At 69.7% G+C, this 15,479-nt stretch carries 14 protein-coding genes; 3 read left to right on the forward strand and 11 right to left on the reverse strand.

Going from position 1 to position 15,479, the window contains the following annotated elements; translation table 11 throughout:
- Positions 1 to 13: 13 nt before the first annotated feature.
- The 3 genes from H976_RS0111715 (at position 14) to H976_RS0111725 (ending at position 3,859) form a co-directional block, all read left to right on the forward strand.
- A complete protein-coding gene (locus H976_RS0111715; protein WP_027861702.1) occupies positions 14 to 1,621 on the forward strand; it encodes an amidohydrolase in 1,608 nt (535 codons plus the stop codon).
- A gap of 42 nt (positions 1,622 to 1,663) precedes the next feature.
- On the forward strand, positions 1,664 to 2,077 hold the full coding sequence (locus H976_RS25895; protein WP_036225965.1) for a nuclear transport factor 2 family protein: 414 nt from the start codon (positions 1,664 to 1,666) through the stop codon (positions 2,075 to 2,077).
- 156 nt (positions 2,078 to 2,233) lie between these two features.
- Complete coding sequence (locus H976_RS0111725; RefSeq protein WP_196804042.1) at positions 2,234 to 3,859, forward strand: heme peroxidase family protein; 1,626 nt, start codon at positions 2,234 to 2,236, stop codon at positions 3,857 to 3,859.
- 97 nt (positions 3,860 to 3,956) lie between these two features.
- On the opposite strand, the gene H976_RS0111730 is transcribed toward H976_RS0111725, so the two are convergent.
- The 11 genes from H976_RS0111730 to H976_RS25905 all read right to left on the reverse strand — a co-directional run bounded on the left by H976_RS0111730 (position 3,957) and on the right by H976_RS25905 (position 15,471).
- Positions 3,957 to 4,484: a GNAT family N-acetyltransferase gene (locus H976_RS0111730; protein WP_027861704.1), complete on the reverse strand. Its 528-nt coding sequence runs from the start codon at positions 4,482 to 4,484 to the stop codon at positions 3,957 to 3,959.
- Positions 4,485 to 4,492: 8 nt separating this feature from the next.
- On the reverse strand, positions 4,493 to 5,470 hold the full coding sequence (locus tag H976_RS0111735; RefSeq protein ID WP_027861705.1) for an NADPH:quinone oxidoreductase family protein: 978 nt from the start codon (positions 5,468 to 5,470) through the stop codon (positions 4,493 to 4,495).
- A 28-nt stretch (positions 5,471 to 5,498) separates the two neighbouring features.
- Positions 5,499 to 6,743, reverse strand: a complete 1,245-nt coding sequence (locus tag H976_RS25900; protein ID WP_051276717.1) for a M15 family metallopeptidase — start codon at positions 6,741 to 6,743, stop codon at positions 5,499 to 5,501.
- Positions 6,744 to 6,834: 91 nt separating this feature from the next.
- Positions 6,835 to 7,596, reverse strand: a complete 762-nt coding sequence (locus H976_RS0111745; protein ID WP_027861706.1) for an ABC transporter permease — start codon at positions 7,594 to 7,596, stop codon at positions 6,835 to 6,837.
- The gene (locus H976_RS0111750; protein WP_027861707.1) at positions 7,593 to 8,618 is read right to left on the reverse strand and encodes a daunorubicin resistance protein DrrA family ABC transporter ATP-binding protein; all 1,026 of its coding nucleotides are present in this window, start codon (positions 8,616 to 8,618) and stop codon (positions 7,593 to 7,595) included. Before H976_RS0111750 ends, H976_RS0111745 begins: the two co-directional genes overlap by 4 nt.
- 134 nt (positions 8,619 to 8,752) lie before the next feature.
- Positions 8,753 to 9,391 carry a PadR family transcriptional regulator gene (locus H976_RS0111755; protein ID WP_027861708.1) on the reverse strand — a complete coding sequence of 213 codons (639 nt, stop codon included), beginning with the start codon at positions 9,389 to 9,391 and terminating at the stop codon, positions 8,753 to 8,755.
- Between the two features lie 22 nt (positions 9,392 to 9,413).
- The gene (locus H976_RS0111760; RefSeq protein ID WP_036225968.1) at positions 9,414 to 10,022 is read right to left on the reverse strand and encodes a TetR/AcrR family transcriptional regulator; all 609 of its coding nucleotides are present in this window, start codon (positions 10,020 to 10,022) and stop codon (positions 9,414 to 9,416) included.
- A 47-nt stretch (positions 10,023 to 10,069) separates the two neighbouring features.
- Positions 10,070 to 10,261, reverse strand: coding sequence for a ferredoxin (locus H976_RS0111765; protein ID WP_027861710.1), 192 nt, complete (start codon positions 10,259 to 10,261; stop codon positions 10,070 to 10,072).
- Positions 10,258 to 11,721: a fatty acid desaturase gene (locus H976_RS31005; RefSeq protein ID WP_027861711.1), complete on the reverse strand. Its 1,464-nt coding sequence runs from the start codon at positions 11,719 to 11,721 to the stop codon at positions 10,258 to 10,260. The genes H976_RS0111765 and H976_RS31005 overlap by 4 nt, the downstream gene beginning before the upstream one ends.
- A 90-nt stretch (positions 11,722 to 11,811) precedes the next feature.
- The gene (locus H976_RS0111775; protein ID WP_027861712.1) at positions 11,812 to 12,600 is read right to left on the reverse strand and encodes a hypothetical protein; all 789 of its coding nucleotides are present in this window, start codon (positions 12,598 to 12,600) and stop codon (positions 11,812 to 11,814) included.
- A gap of 93 nt (positions 12,601 to 12,693) precedes the next feature.
- The gene (locus H976_RS25905; RefSeq protein ID WP_196804043.1) at positions 12,694 to 15,471 is read right to left on the reverse strand and encodes an ExeM/NucH family extracellular endonuclease; all 2,778 of its coding nucleotides are present in this window, start codon (positions 15,469 to 15,471) and stop codon (positions 12,694 to 12,696) included.
- Between the last annotated feature and the right edge of the window lie 8 nt (positions 15,472 to 15,479).

Consider the following 15,479-nt stretch of genomic DNA (forward strand, 5'->3'; position numbering starts at 1 on the left):
GCACAATCGCCGGGTGAGCACCACTGCGTTCGTGAACGGCGCCGTCTTCGACGGCCACCACCATCTCGGGGCCGCGACCCTCCTCGTCGAGGACGCACGGGTCGTGGCGGTCGGCGACCTCGACGTACCCGAGGGCGCCCGAGTCGTCGATGTGGCAGGTGGGCTGGTCGGCCCGGGTTTCGTCGACGCCCACGTGCACGCCGTGCAGGGCGGGCTCGAACGCACCCGCTGCGACCTGTCCGAGGCCTCGACGCGCGAGGAGTACCTCGCGGCAGTCAAGGCGTACGCCGAGTCCCACCCCGACGTGCCGTGGATCCTCGGCGGCGGTTGGGCGATGGCCGCCTTCCCCGGAGGTACGCCGGTCGCGGCCGACCTCGATGCGGTGGTCCCCGACCGGCCGGTGTTCCTGCCCAACCGCGACCACCACGGAGCCTTGGTGAACACCCGGGCCCTCGAGCTGGCCGGCATCACCCGGGACTCGCCCGAGCCGCCGCACGGACGCTACGAGCGCGACGCCGACGGTCAGCCGACCGGCACCCTGCACGAAGGGGCCATGGAGGTCGTCTCGCAGCACGCGCCGGCGACCACGGCCGATGCCTACTACGAGGGTCTGCTCGCGGGACAGGCCTACCTGCACGCGGTGGGCGTCACCGGCTGGCAGGACGCGATCGTCGGCGACTACGCCGGCATGGACGACCCGGGACCGACGTACCTCCGGGCCGCGCAGCGCGGAGACCTGACCGCACACGTCGTCGGGGCGTTGTGGTGGGACCGCGAGCGCGGCGAGGAGCAGGTGTCTTCACTGGTGGAGCGGCGGGCCGAGTTCAGCCACGGCCGCTTCCGGGCAACGAGCGTGAAGGTGATGCAGGACGGCGTGATGGAGAACGGCACGGCCGCGCTGACCGCGCCGTACCTCGACGCGGGCGGGCAGCCGACCGCGAACGGCGGGCACTCCTTCGTCGAGCCGACCGCGTTGCGGCAGGCCGTTGCACTCCTCGATGCCGAGGGCTTCCAGGTGCATGTCCACGGCATCGGCGACCGGGGCGTGCGCGAGGCGCTGGACGCCTTCGTCGGGACGGACCCGGAGCGCCGGCACCACATCGCGCATCTCCAGCTGGTGCATCCCGACGACGTACGCCGCTTCGGCGAGCTCGGGGTGGCCGCCAACATCCAGGCGCTCTGGGCCTGTCTGGACGACCAGATGGTCGACCTGACGATCCCGTTCATCGGCACCGAGCGCGCCACCTGGCAGTACCCGTTCGGGTCGCTGCACCGCGCGGGCGCCCGGCTGGTCGCCGGCAGCGACTGGCCGGTGAGCACGCCCCACCCGCTCGCGGCGATCCACGTCGCGGTCAACCGGTGGGCCCACGGCGCCGAGGGTCGTGAGGGCAACGAACCCTTCCTGCCCGAGCAGGGGCTCGACCTGGAGACCGCGTTCGCGGCGTACACCAGCGGATCGGCGTGGGTGAACCATCGCGACGACGCCGGCACCCTCGCTGCGGGCTCGGTCGCCGACCTCGTCGTACTCGACCGCGACCCGTTCGTCGGCGACCCGGCCGAGATCGGCGCCACCCAGGTCGTCTCCACCTGGATCGACGGCGTCGCTGTCCACGAGTCCTGAGCGGGCCGATGAGTTGAGCTGACGACGGGAGTCCCTATCCCCATGGAGCAGGAGATCCGCGACCTGATCGCGCGCTGGGCCGACGCCGTGCACCGTGGCGACCTCGACACCGTCCTGGCCGACCACGGCGAGGACATCGTGATGTTCGACGTGCCACCACCCGAGGACGGCGTACGCGGGTTGGCGGAGTACCGCGATACGTGGCCCGGCTTCTTCGAGTGGCAGGCGTCGGGGGCGTTCTTCGAGATCGTCGAGCTCGACGTGACGGCTGGTGCCGACGTGGCGTTCGCGTGGGCACTGCTGCGGTGCAACACCCCCGAAGCGCTGGCTCGGCACCCCGACCAGCGGCTGCGCCTGACGGTCGGACTGGTCCGGCGCGCCGAGCGGTGGGTGGTCACCCACGAGCACCACTCCTTCGCCGACTCCTCCACCACCGACTCCTCCACCGCCGACTGAACGGCTTAGACCGGTCGGAGTGGGGCCTGTTCGTCGGGCCGCCGGAGTGCCACGGTGGGTCGTTGGGGATTTCGCCGACCAGAGATGTATCTGGCCGACCCCGTCCTGCTCTTGGGGGGAGCAGCGCCACGACAATCGGGACGGAAAGGCGTATTCATGTCGCAGGGGATGAAGCACGGCTCGGAGACCTTCTTCATCGAGGGCGAAGGAGTACTCACCACCCAGCTCGGTGGCCGCACCGGTGACGAGGCGGATCCCGTCTCCACCTCCGAGAACCCGAAGGCCGGCAAGCCCAAGGCGCTTCCGAAGGCGGTGCCGGCCCCGTTCCACTTCTCACGCGTCGGGCCGAAGGGCACCCCGCTGAACGCGACGATCACCCGCAAGCTCGCCAAGGCGATGACCGTCGGCGGCGGCGGACCGGGCCAGGTGCCCGCCGGCTACACCTACCTCGGCCAGTTCGTCGACCACGACCTGACCATGGACCGCACCGACGTGATGCTCGGTGAGGACGTCACCCCCGAGGACCTCGTGCAGGGACGTTCACCACGGCTCGACCTCGACTCCCTCTACGGCGCCGGACCCGCCGACCCGGCGTCGGCGAAGTTCTACGCCGCCGACGGGCTGCACCTCAAGACCGGCACGACGATCCGTGCCGAGGGGGTCAAGCCCGCCCCACGCCACGACCTCCCCCGCGTGGGCACCGGCGGCGTGACCGCTGCGCAGAAGGCGCTCATCCCCGATCCCCGCAACGACGAGAACCTCATCGTCGCGCAGACCCACACCGCGATGATCAGCTTCCACAACAAGGTCGTCGACCGACTGCCGGCCAGCATGCCGGCCGCCCAGAAGTTCACCGTGGCCCGCAAGCGGGTGACGCTGCACTACCAGTGGCTGCTGCGTCACGACTACCTGCAGCGCATCTGCCAGCCGGCCGTGGTGAACGACGTGTTCACCAACGGCCGCAAGCTGATCCAGCCCGACGCCATCCCGACCGCCACCCCGACGATGCCGATCGAGTTCTCGGTGGCTGCCTTCCGGCTCGGGCACAGCATGGTCCGCGCCGAGTACAACTGGAACAGCCACTTCCCCGGCACCGACGGCACCCTGGACTACATGTTCCTGTTCTCCGGCATGGGCGGCGGACTGGCCGGAGAGAAGCGGCTGCTCGGCAGCTGGATCGCGGACTGGCGCCGGATGTACGACTTCCCGGCCGCCGGCAAGCCCGGGCTGGCCGCGCCGGCCAGCGGCGTGAACATGGCGATGCGCATCGACACCCGCCTCACCGACCCCCTCGCCTCGCTGCCGCCGAGCACGTTCGGTGGCGACGACAACGTGGGCACGCTGCCGCGCAACCTGGCCTTCCGCAACCTCACCCGGGCCAACATGGTCTCGCTGGCCAGCGGCCAACAGATGGTCACGAAGATGAAGAGCCTCGGCATCGCGGTCACGCCGCTCACCAGGGCACAGATCCTGAACGGCAACGGCGGCGCCAAGCTCGACCACCTGACGGCGGCCGAGAAGACGGCACTCGCGAACCGGACGCCGCTCTGGTTCTACATCCTGCGCGAGGCCGAGCTGAACAACGGCCGGCTCACGGGTGTGGGTGCACGGATCGTGGTCGAGACCTTCCACCGGGCCATGCAGGCGAGCCGGTTCTCCGTCGTACGCAACCCGGAGTTCAGGCCGACCCTCGGTCCGCGCAAGGCCAAGGGCATCTTCGAGATGACCGACCTGCTGTTCTTCGCGTTCGGCAACAAGGCCGAGCTGGCACCTGCCGGCTGAGGCCGCCCGACAGCCTCCCGCAACCGGGGGACGGGAGGAGGGGGGAAGCCAAGGGCTCCGGGGATTCCCCGGGGCCCTTGGTCTGTCCGGAGGCAGCTCAGGAATGCGTACGCCGGGTCCAGCGGACCTCTCCGTCGATCATCGTCGGGGTGGCCGACATCCCGAGCCGGCGCGCCACGGCGGCCGAAGCGGCGTTGCCCGGATGGATGAGCGCGTGCACGGTCAGCACACCCTGATCCTCGAGCCAGGACACCATCACCTGCGCCGCCTCGCAGGCGAGACCGTGGCCCTGGTGCTCGACTCCCACAACCCAGGCCACGTCCGCCTCCGTCGCCCCTGTCGCCTCGTCGGCTGGGGTCAGGGTGGCCTGGACGTATCCCGCAGTCTCGCCCGACTCAGCGATCCGGAGGATCCAGTTCAGCCAACCTTCCGTTCCGTCGCGGGACTGCCCCAACGACTGCACCCGGTAGCGAGCCTCGAGGTCGGCGAGCGCCGGAGGCTCGCCACCGGTCCACTCGTAGAGCGTCGGGCTCGCGAGGACCTCGACCATCTCGACGGCGTGCGCGACGTCGAGCGGCTCGAGGACCAGGCGTCCGGTCCGGATCGACTCAGCTCGAGGCCACATCCCTGCGCCTACCTCAGGGTGACGACCGACTTGCCGAGGGTCTTGCGGTCCTCCATGTCCTGGAGGGCCTGGCCGAACTGCTCGAGGGGGTACGTCGCGCCGATGGGCGGGTCGATCACGCCGGACTCCATCATCGGCAGCAGCTCGTTCCACTGCTGGCGCATGTAGCCGGGTCGCACCATCGCGTACGCGCCCCAGCCGACGCCGCGGACGTCGACGTTGTTGAGCAGCAGCCGGTTGACCTTGACCTCGGGGATGGCGCCGGCCGTGAAGCCGACCACCAGGAGGCGCCCCTGGGTGCCGAGCGAGCGCAGCGAGTCGGTCATCAGGTCGCCGCCGACGACGTCCATGACCACGTCGACCCCTTCGCCCCCGGTCAGCTCCTTGACGGCCTCGCGGAACCCCTCGATCCGGACGACCTCGTCGGCACCGGCCTTCCTCGCGACCTCGGCCTTCTCGTCGGTGGAGACGACGGCGATGGTGCGGGCGCCGTAGCCCTTGGCGACCTGGAGGGTGGCCGTGCCGACGCCCCCCGCCGCGCCGTGCACCAGCACGGTCTCGCCCTCCTTGAGCGAGCCGCGCTCGGACAGCGCGAAGTGGGCGGTGAGGTAGTTCATCGGGATCGCCGCGCCCTGCTCGAAGCTGAGAGCATCGGGGAGCGGGAACACGCTGTCCGGTCCCAGCCCGACCAGGTCGGCGGCGCCGCCGTGCCCCAGGACCGCCGCGACGCGGTCGCCCTCGGCCAGGCCGGAACCCTCGGGCGCGGAGCGTACGACGCCCGCGAAGTCGACTCCGAGGGTGAACGGGAGCTCCGGCTTGAGCTGGTACTGCCCCTTGCTCAGCAGCAGGTCGGGGAAGGAGATCCCGACGGCATGGGTCTCCACCAGCACCTGCGGGCCGAAGGGGCCCTCGGCCGTGGGCTCGGGCACCTCCTCGACCGTGACTGCGGACGGACCGTCGGGCCGGGACACCTGGACTGCGCGCATAGGCACGAGGCTAGAGGGTGGTCCTGCCTCAGCCCTCGGCACCCGATTTCACGAGCCGTTCCAGCTCGAAGTGCATCGGGTCGGTGTAGTGCCAGGTGCCGCCCCAGGCGAAGCCCCACCGGTTGAAGATCGCGACGACCCCGCGGTCCATCTTGCCGACGGTGCCGCGTTGGTTGTCGGCCACGTTGAGGTCGATGGCGGTGCCGAAGCTGTGGAACGACAGGGTGTGGCTGCCGGCGATGTAGCGCGGCACGTAGCACCCGCCGTACTGGTAGATCGCCTTCGACAACCCGGCGGCGACCACCTCGTTCAACGCCCCGCGCAGCTGGGGCAGCATCACCTTGTTGCCGGTGACCCGGCCGATGATCGGCATCTCCTCGGTGCGGATGCTGGCGGCGACCCACTTCGGGTCAGGCGTGACCGTGCCGTCGGCGTGCGGGGTGTAGCTGAACGACCCGACCGCCTGGGCGACCGAGCCACCCGTGGGCACCACCGTCTGGACGCTCAGGTCGAAGTCGGGGCCGAGGATCTGCACACTGGCCCGGCCGTGGGTGTCCTGCTGGAGCTGCTTGCGGATGCTCTGGGGCGAGGTCGAGCCCATCGAGACGATCATCGCGTTGTCCTTGGTCATCCTCAGCGGCTTGACCCACTTGGAGTTGACCACGGCGTCGATCTGGTGGGCGTACGTCGGATACAGGATCTGGGCGTAGGCCCCGATGTGCACGGTCGGGGAGTCGGTCTCGTTGCCGAGCTTGAGGAAGCCGTCCTTGGTGGCGAGCTTCTTGGCGATCGCCGGGCTGACCGCGATCTCGCCGTCGGCCACCCGGTCCCAGACTCCCTGGGTCTGTGCCGTGCCCTGCGGGGTCAGGCGGCGGAAGGTGGCCGGGTTGACCGCGGCGTAGGTGACCTGCTGCTCGTCGACCCAGAACGAGCCCATCGAGAACGTCTCGACGCTGCTGATCGCCTTCGCGCCCTTGTCGGTCTTGATGTTGCGGATCGAGTTGATGACCTCGGGTGACAACGTGTCCTGGCTGTAGACGAGCACGTCGGAGGAGAGCAGCGGCGCATCCAGCTTCGGCGGCGGGTCCATGGCGACGTCGCTGGCCGGGACGGTCTTGCCGGGGTTGGCCGGGGCGCCGTCGGTGCCCGTGCTCGAGGTCTTCGGCGGTTGGTCGGACTGCGCCTGGAGCGCGCCGCACGCGCTGACGGCCGGCGAGCAGGCCAGCAGCACGGCACAGGCCGACCACAGCTTGACTCTCGACGACGTACGCATCAGCTCTCGATTCCCGCCGCGGCTCCGTCGCGGCCCCCTGCACGATGCTAGCCGTGGCCCGGAAGCCCCCGGTCGAGAATCCCGAGGGGCGTCAGGCGTCCTCTTTGCGGAACACTGAGGTCCCCCACCACACGGCGAGCCCGAAGAGCACCACCGCCCAGGTGGTGCCCCACATCAGCCCACTGGTGTTGAAGTCGCCGCTGAAGGTGTCGCGCACCCCGTCGACGATCCAGCGGAACGGCATGAAGTCGCTGACGTTCTGCAGCCACTCGGGGCCGAGCGTCATCGGCAGCAGGATCCCCGAGAGCAGCAGGATCGGCATCATCACCATGTTGATGACCGGCGCCATCACGTCCTCGCTCTTGGTGGTCAGGGCGAGCGCGTTGGACGCCGCAGCGCAGGCGCCACCGACCAGGAGGGTCAGCGCGATGCCGATGACGACGCCCTCGACCGACGCCCGCATGCCCATGGCCCAGCCGAGCACGACGAGGATCACCGCCTGCACGAAGAGCTGGGCCACGTCACGCATCAGTCGACCCACGAGCAGGGCCGTGCGGTTGGCGGGGGTCACCCGCTCGGCTTCGATGACACCCTCGCGCCACTCCCCGATCAGGCCGAAGCCGGCGAAGAAGGCGCCGAACATGCCCAGCTGGACGAGCAGGCCGGGCACCAGGAACGTGTAGGCGTTGTCCGAGCCGCCCGGGAAGCTGTCCACGATCGGCTTGAGCAGCGGACCGAACAGCACCAGGTAGAGGACCGGCTGCATCACGCCGATGAAGACCCAGGCCGGGTTGCGCAGGTTCATCCGCACCTGGCGGTTGAACACGATGGTCGACTCTCGTACGAAGCTCACTGGTCTGCTCCCACTGTCTCGGGCTGCTGTTCGGTCGACTCGGGCTGGCCCGACTCGGCCCCGGCCTCCGCGTCGCGCAGCGACCGGCCGGTCAGGGTCAGGAAGACGTCGTCGAGGGTCGGGCGGTGCACCTCGATCGACTCCAGCGTGATGCCGGTGCGGTCGAGCTCACGCAGCAGACCGGGTACGGCGCGGCCGGCACGCGGCACGCGACCTCGCACGTGGTGACCCTCGACCTCGAGGGAGTCGGCGATCGAGTTCAGCGCGGCCGCGGCGTCGGTGACGCGGCTGTAGTCGGCCACCTCGAGGTCGACCTGGTCGCCCGAGATGGCGGCCTTGAGGTTCTCGGAGGTGTCGCTCGCGATGATCCGGCCCTGGTCGATGATCATGATCCGGTCGCTGAGCACGTCGGCCTCGTCGAGGTAGTGCGTGGTCAGGAAGACCGTCGCTCCCCGCTCACGACGAAGGTCGGCGATGTGCTCCCAGAGGTTGGCGCGCGCCTGCGGGTCCAGCCCGGTGGTCGGCTCGTCGAGGAAGACCAGCGTCGGGTCGTGGATCAGCCCCATCACGATGTCGAGGCGGCGCTTCTGGCCCCCGGACATCTGCTTGGGGGTGCGCTTCCACAGCCCGGGCAGGTCGAGCTGCTCGAAGAGCTGGTGGCCGCGCTCGGTCGCCTGCTTCTTGCTGATGCCGTAGAGCATCCCGTGGTCGACGACCTCGTCACCTGCTCGGGCGTAGGAGTAGGCCCCTCCCGCCTGGGAGACGTAGCCGATGCTGCGGCGTACGTCCTGGGACTGCTTGACCACGTCGTAGCCGGCCACCGTCGCGGTCCCTTCCGTGGGCCGCAGCAGGGTGGTGAGCATCCGCAGGGTGGTGGTCTTGCCGGCGCCGTTGGGCCCGAGGAACCCGACGACCTCGCCCTCCTCGACGTCGAGGTCGACGCCGTCGACGGCGCGCACCTCGACCTTCTCGCGCCCCTGGCGGGTCTTGAAGGTCTGGACCAACCCTCGCGCGTGAATCATCGTGTGTCCCTTTCTCCGGACGGGTGTTCAAGGTTGAATATTCGACAGTGTTCAAGTTTGAACATGGGTCTGTCAACCCGTGCTGCGAGTAGACCAGCGAACACCGACAAACTCATCGGCCCGCAACAAACGGGTCAGTGCTTGAGCATGGCGAGGTAGCGCTCCCGGTCGGCACTCATCTGGTGGCCCGGGTCGTCGGCAGCCGGGGTCCAGCCCATCGGCTCACCGAGGAAGTCCAGCTCGCCGTCCTCGATGCGGAACAACAGGCGCAGCAGCCACTCCCGCTCGACCCTGCCGACGCGGTCCCAGTAGTCCATCACCGCGAGCACGTGCGGTGGGACGTGCTCCACGTCGACCGACTTCTCGTCGTACCCCTGCGCCGCCTCGTCGAGGTTGGCCAGTCGTTGCTTGAGCAGGCGCTTGGCATCGTCGCGCGAGACCAGCGGCAGCATCGACAGGGCGGTCTGGAAGGCCAGCGGCGCCGTGGGACGTACGGCGGTGAGGGCCTCCTCGAACAGCCGTCGGAACTCCTCCCGCCCGGTGTCACTGAGCTCGTAGACCGCCACCTCCCGGCCACCGTCGCGCAGGTCGTGCCGGACCAGCTCTCCCCGCTGGGCCAGCGTCGCGAGGCCGTTGTAGATCGAGCCCGGCCGGATGTTGGCCCAGTCCTCCACGCCCCAGGTCAACAGCTCGCGCCGGATCTGGTAGCCGTTGACCGGCTCGAAGATGGCCACCGCACCCAGCAGCAACATCCGGGTCTCGGTCGTGGCCATGCGGCCGATTCTAGGGATCCGCTCAGGAGCGTGGTGCCACCGCGAGGACACGGGCAGCGATCCAGGCGACGGTCTCGGCGGTCTCGGCGGGATCACCGGTCGGCTGCATCACGTGGCTCAGCACCAGTCGCACCACCATGTCGATGAGCACCTCGAGGCGGTTCTCCTCCAGCGGTACGTCGTAGCGCGAGACGTGCGAGCGGATCATCTGCCCGGCGGCCTCGAGCAGGCCCTCGGAGTTGGTCGTCAACAGCGGCAGCAGCTCGCTGTCCGCGCCCTGGCTGCTGCTCAGGATCGCGTGCAGCAGCGGGTCGGTGCGGGCGAGGTCGAGCACCCGGTAGGCAGCAGCCTCGATCGCCGCGACCAGGTCGTCGGGGTGCTCGAGGAAGGCGGAGTCGACGTGACCGAGGAACAGGTCGAGCTCACGCATCACCATGGCCTCGGCCAGCTGCGGCTTCCCGCCGAGCTCGTTGTAGACCGTCTGCCGACTGACCCCCACGAGATCGGCCAGCTTGCCCATGGTCAGCGCGCCCCAGCCGTGCTCCGCCGTGAAGCGGGCAGCAGCCTCCAGCAGTCGGTCACGGTGGGTGACCGACCCCTGGGAAGACTCGGTGGCGGCTGCGCTGCTCATGGCGGACAGCCTAGTGAGAGCCCCCACCAGGGCAGGCATCGGCGGACTCAGCCGGCCAGGCTGAGCGCCATCACCGGACAGGCCTCGACCGCGGCGTGCACCTTCGACCGGTCGACCTCCGGCGGCGAGTCGTCGAGCACCGTCATGGTGTCGTCGTCGTCGAGCTCGAAGTACTCGTGCGCCATCGCCTCGCACATCCCGAGGCCCTCGCACTTGTCGCGGTCGACGTCGATCCTCATGACGCGAGCTCGCTTTCGACTGCGACGAAGTCGACCTTCTCGCGCACGCCGCAGTCGGGGCAGCACCAGGAGTCGGGTACGTCGGCCCAGGCAGTGCCGGCGGCGAAGCCCTCGTGCTCGTCTCCGCGGGCGACCTCGTAGGTGTAGCCGCAGCCGGGGCACCGGGCGGCCATCACCTCGGTCGACTCGCCGTGCTGGTCCAGTGGTTTCGAGACGCTCGCTGACGCTCGCTCCTCAACCACCGAGGGGAGCTCGGCCGCGGTCGAGTACTTGGCGATGATCCGGTCGCGCTTGCGGGGGCTGATGTTGGCCAGTGTGATGTCGCCACCGAAGTGGGCCAGCACGCGGGGATCCATCACCCGTCGCCAGACGGCCGGGACGATGGCGAGCACGATCATGCCGGCGTACCCCGTCGGCAGCACCGGGGACTCCTCGAAGTCGCGCAGGGTCTGGTAGCGCCGGGTCGGGTTGGCGTGGTGGTCGCTGTGCCGCTGCAGGTGGTAGAGCAGCACGTTGGTCGCGATGTTGTTGGAGTTCCAGCTGTGGCTGGGGTCGACGCGCTCGTAGCGCTGGCGGTCGCCGACGCCGACCTTCTGGCGCAGCATCCCGTAGTGCTCCATGTAGTTGACGACCTCGAGCAGGGAGAAGCCGACGATCGCCTGGATCACCAGAAGCGGGAGGATCTGCCAGCCGAGCACGGCCATCAGGGCGCCCCAGAGCACCGTCGACATCAGCCAGGCGTTCAGCACGTCGTTGCCGATGCGGAAGGGATGCTTGCCCTTGCGGGCGTAGCGCTTCTTCTCCAGCCGCCACGCGCTCTTCAGCGAGCCCGAGACCGTGCGGAACCAGAACTGGTAGAAGTTCTCGCCCAGCCGGCTGCTCGCCGGGTCCTCCGGAGTCGCGACGCGGACGTGGTGACCGCGGTTGTGCTCGATGTAGAAGTGGCCGTAGAAGCTCTGCGCCAGCGCGATCTTGGACAGCCAGCGCTCGTGGCTCTCCTTCTTGTGGCCGAGCTCGTGGGCGGTGTTGATGCCGATGCCGCCGATGGCCCCGATCGAGACCGCGATGCCGATCTTGTCGAGCGTGGACAGCTCGGCCACCCCGAGCCACTCGGGCTTGGCGATCCAGATGAAGGCGCCGAGGAAGCCGATGTACTGGATCGGCAGGAAGACGTAGGTGATCCAGCGGTAGTACTTGTCCTGCTCGAGCCGCTCGATGACGTCGTCCGGCGGGTTCGAGCGGTCGAGGCCGGCGACCAGGTCGATGGCGGGTACGACGCCGAGGATGATGATGGGCCCGATCCAGACCCAGACGCTCCACCCGGTCAGCTGGAACATCCCGAAGGCGATGAACGCCAGCGAGGGCACCACCAGGCCGATCAGCCAGAGGTGGCGCTTGTTGTCCCGCCACTGCTCGGTGGAACCGGCCGGCAGCGTCGAGTTCGGGGTCGAGCTCGTCATCGATCTCTCCTCTTTACATCTGTGGACCAGATGTAAAGCACGCTAGGGCACCGGGCGGCGTTTGACAAGAGGTCGGCGAATGTAAAGCGATCAGTCCCCGCGCGGTCCGCGGGCAAAGCCGGCCGGCGTGAAGCAGAGCGTGCCGTGGATCTCGGCCGGGTCGCGGATGTCGGCCCGGATGCGGTGCCGGCCGGTCTCGACGCGGAGGCGGGTGCGGTCGTAGAGCTCGAGGGTCAGCTGCCCGGCCCGGGCGTCGACGACCCGCCCCCGCGCGACGTACGACGCGCCCCGGACCTGCTCGAGCCCGCCCACCACCGAACCGGTGACGACCTCCGCGTCGGTCACGAGGTGCAGCCCTCCGGTGACCCGCTGGCCGGCCCGGACGCGCTGGGCCCAGCCGTCGGGACCGACCACCGTGACCTGCCCCGCCGCCGACTCGAGGACGACGTCGTCACCGCGCACCTCGACCACCACGTGCTGCGAGCGCTGCCGCCACCGGCGGTAGAGGGCCAGGCCCACGAGCACCAGCACCAGGTCGCCGAGCAGCGCGACCACACCGAACAGATGACTGGTGACTGCGCCCACGGGCTCGTTGGCCGACGGCTTGCCCGGCACGACCCTGACCAGCAGGGCCTTGGTCTCCTGGGCACGCTCGTAGGTCGCCCGGTCGACGCGTGCGGAGAAGCGGGTCTGCTTCGGGTCGACGGAGCGCGGCAACCGGTAGTCGAGCAGGTAGTGGCCGCCGGTGACCTGGGAGTCGATCACCGTGGCCTGCACCTCGGTCCCGTTCCGGTCGATCTGCCGGTCGGTCCAGGTCTCGTGCACGAACGGCAGGTTCACCAGGAACACCGCGAACAGCAGCACCAGGACCCGTCGCACCTGCGCAGGCTAGCGGCGAGACCGGATAGTCCAGAACGAAAAGCCGCTCCCGGACCCTCGGAGAGCGGCCAAACGTTCTGGACTATCCGTTCCTCAGCGTCGTGGCAGCGTCACCGAGAAGGTGGTCGTGGTCTGCGACGGCTTCGTTTCGTCGGTGCCCAGGTAGCGCACGGTCAGGGTGTGCCGACCCGGGATCACGTAGCGGGGCAGGGTCACATCGACCGCACCGTTCTGCACCGTGCCGCGGCCGAGCAGCAGTCCGTACTCGCGGACCTCGACGGTGCCGGCGGTGACCGTGCCGAGCTTCGAGGCCACCCGTACGTGCACGACCGGACGGTCGAGCCAGCGCACCGGCGAGGCGACCGACGCCGTGGTCGTGGTGGCCACCGGACCGACCGGCAGGTCGAGGCCGACGACGAGCGGGTCGTGGTCGGAGGCACGGTAGGGACCGGGCTCGTAGAAGTCGGTGGCGTTGTAGTTGTAGCGGCTGTACTCCAGCGCCACCGACTCGACCGAGCTCAGGTTCCAGACGTGGGCACCGGTGACGACACCCATGGCGGCGGCGTTGCCGAGCACGTGGTCGAGCGAGCCGACGGTGCCGTCGAAGAGGTAGGTGTGCTCGGCCGGCGACTCGTGCGACCCGATGTCGGTGTAGCCGGCGTCGTACAACCGCTGCAGCGGGTCCTCACGCGTGTAGGAGTTGAAGTCGCCGGAGAGGAACACCTTGTCGGTGCCTGCCTGTTGCTTCATGGTGTCGGCGAAGCGCACCAGCTCTTCGGCCTGCGCGATGCGCTGCGGGTTGGAGTTGCCCTGCCCGGTGCCGTCGTCGGGTCCTGAACCCTTGGACTTGAAGTGGTTCACGATCACCAGGAACCGGGAGTACGACGTGCCGCCGACCGGCTCGAAGACCTGCGCCAGCGGGTCGCGCGCGACGTCGAAGACCGGGACGTCGTCGATCACCGAGTCGCCCACCGGCCGCACCTGCGCGGCGCGGTAGATGAACGCGGTGCGGATCACGTCCTCTTCGGCCTGGTCGCCGGCGGTCGCCGGTGTTGGGACGAACTTCCAGGTGCCGGCGCCGGCCTCGGCGTTCAGGGCGTCCACCAGCGTCGAGACGGCGGCGTCGCGGTCGGCGCCGAACTTCGCGGAGTTCTCGATCTCCTCGAGCGAGACGACGTCGGCGCCGAGCCCGTTGATCCCGGCGACGATCTTCGCCTGCTGCCGCGCGAGGTCCTCGGCGTCCGCCGCACCACGAGGGCCTAGCTCGCCGTTGGGTCCGGTGCAGGTGTTCACGGTGACGTGGTTGCCGGCGCGGTCGTCGTACCAGCTGCACTTTCCGCCGGAGGCCACGAAGTCGGCGCCGGTGGTCGGGAAGTAGTTGAGCACGTTCATCGAGGCGATGTGCATGTTGCCGCCGGTGGCTGCCGGGGCGGTCGTGCGGGTGTGGCCGAAGGTCGCGGGCAGTGGGTCGGAGGCCGTCAGCTGGGCGGTCGGCTGGAAGCGCCACGCATCGAAGCGCCACTCCAGGATCACCGGCCGGTCGAAGGTGACCGGGGCGCCGACGCGGATCTGGTGGTCCTGGGTCAGCCACGGCAACGGCGTGTCCTTGGCCGTGGTCAGGAAGTTGGCGGTGGCCGCGTCGTCGAGGACGACCGCCCGGGCGGCGTTGTCGTCCTGGACCGCCTTGATCGCGGCGGCATCGTGCGGGTCGGCCACCTCGGTCGGCGTGAACAGCGGCGTGCTGCCGGCGGCGAGCCCGATCTCGCCGTACTGGTTGAGCGCGTAGTTGTCGGCCACCGTGTAGGGCCCGGCCGGCGCCAGCAGCATGCCCTCGAAGGACTCGCGGCCGGCCTCCGTCCGCGGGAGTACGACGGACGCGGGCTGCACCGACGCGGGATCAGGGAGCACCTTCACGTCGGCGACGGCCGGCGTGATCTCGGTCGTGCCCTGGAACTCGCTGACCTTGCCGGTCACCTGCACGTGGTCACCGATGTGCACGGCCTTCGACGCCGCGGAGCCGAACACGAAGACCGCGTCGGAGGCCTGGTGCGTGGCCGGGTCGACGTTTTCGCCGGTGCCGGCCGTCTGGAGGTAGAAGCCGTTGAACCCACCGGTCGGGTAGGCCGCCGTCACCACGCCGTCGGTGGTCACCGCCTTGCCGGCGAAGGGGCTGGTGTCGCCGGTGCCCTGGATCTCCTCGATGGTCTGGGTCGTGGGCGGGTCGTCCGGCGGGTCCGTGGGTCCGCTCGTAGGAGCAGTCCCCGGAGTGCCGGCGCTCGTCGAGAAGTCGGAGGAGTTGTTGTCGGTGTCGGTGCCCGCGGCGACCCGCTCCACCGCCGTCGAGGCCGACGTGGCCGACGCGGGAGCCTTTTCGAAGGTGTTGCTGGTGCCGTAGCCGACGACGTCGAGCACCGTCGGGTTGCCGGTCAGCGAACCGGTCGGCGGAGCGGTCAGCGCGGTCGGCTGGTTGGCCAGGAAGACCGTGCCGGCCGAGCCGCTCAGCTGGATCGACCCGCTGACCGCGGGCGAGGGAACCGGCGCCCCCGTCGTGCCGGTGCCCTCGCCCACGAGGAAGTACCCCTTGGCCGGGATCGAGCCGCTCAGGGCGGTCACCCCGCTGGGGTTGGCAGTGCCGGACGCAGAGCGGTACTGCACCGAGGTGCCCGAGAGGTCCACCGCCTGGTCGGTCGGGTTGTACAGCTCGACGTAGTCGCGGGACCAGGTCGAGGCGGCCGCACCGCCTCCGCCGTACACCTCGGAGATGACGACCTTCGAGGCGTCGGTGGCCGCCTGCGAGGGTGCGGCCACCGCGATCGGGGCGGCCGCCGTGGCGAGTGCCACGACTATGGGCAGGGCAGGACGAACGGACATCATGGCTC

Origin of the sequence: Marmoricola sp. URHB0036, assembly GCF_000426045.1 — a bacterium.
Classification (GTDB): Bacteria; Actinomycetota; Actinomycetes; order Propionibacteriales; family Nocardioidaceae; genus Marmoricola.

Coding starts and splice junctions, on each gene's coding strand:
- H976_RS25895 (WP_036225965.1), top strand. CDS start 1,664: ATGGAGCAGGAGATCCGCGACCTGATCGCGCGCTGGGCCGACGCCGTG.
- H976_RS0111725 (WP_196804042.1), top strand. CDS start 2,234: ATGTCGCAGGGGATGAAGCACGGCTCGGAGACCTTCTTCATCGAGGGC.
- H976_RS0111730 (WP_027861704.1), bottom strand. CDS start 4,484: ATGTGGCCTCGAGCTGAGTCGATCCGGACCGGACGCCTGGTCCTCGAG.
- H976_RS0111735 (WP_027861705.1), bottom strand. CDS start 5,470: ATGCGCGCAGTCCAGGTGTCCCGGCCCGACGGTCCGTCCGCAGTCACG.
- H976_RS25900 (WP_051276717.1), bottom strand. CDS start 6,743: ATGCGTACGTCGTCGAGAGTCAAGCTGTGGTCGGCCTGTGCCGTGCTG.
- H976_RS0111750 (WP_027861707.1), bottom strand. CDS start 8,618: ATGATTCACGCGCGAGGGTTGGTCCAGACCTTCAAGACCCGCCAGGGG.
- H976_RS0111755 (WP_027861708.1), bottom strand. CDS start 9,391: ATGGCCACGACCGAGACCCGGATGTTGCTGCTGGGTGCGGTGGCCATC.
- H976_RS0111760 (WP_036225968.1), bottom strand. CDS start 10,022: ATGAGCAGCGCAGCCGCCACCGAGTCTTCCCAGGGGTCGGTCACCCAC.
- H976_RS0111765 (WP_027861710.1), bottom strand. CDS start 10,261: ATGAGGATCGACGTCGACCGCGACAAGTGCGAGGGCCTCGGGATGTGC.
- H976_RS31005 (WP_027861711.1), bottom strand. CDS start 11,721: ATGACGAGCTCGACCCCGAACTCGACGCTGCCGGCCGGTTCCACCGAG.
- H976_RS25905 (WP_196804043.1), bottom strand. CDS start 15,471: ATGTCCGTTCGTCCTGCCCTGCCCATAGTCGTGGCACTCGCCACGGCG.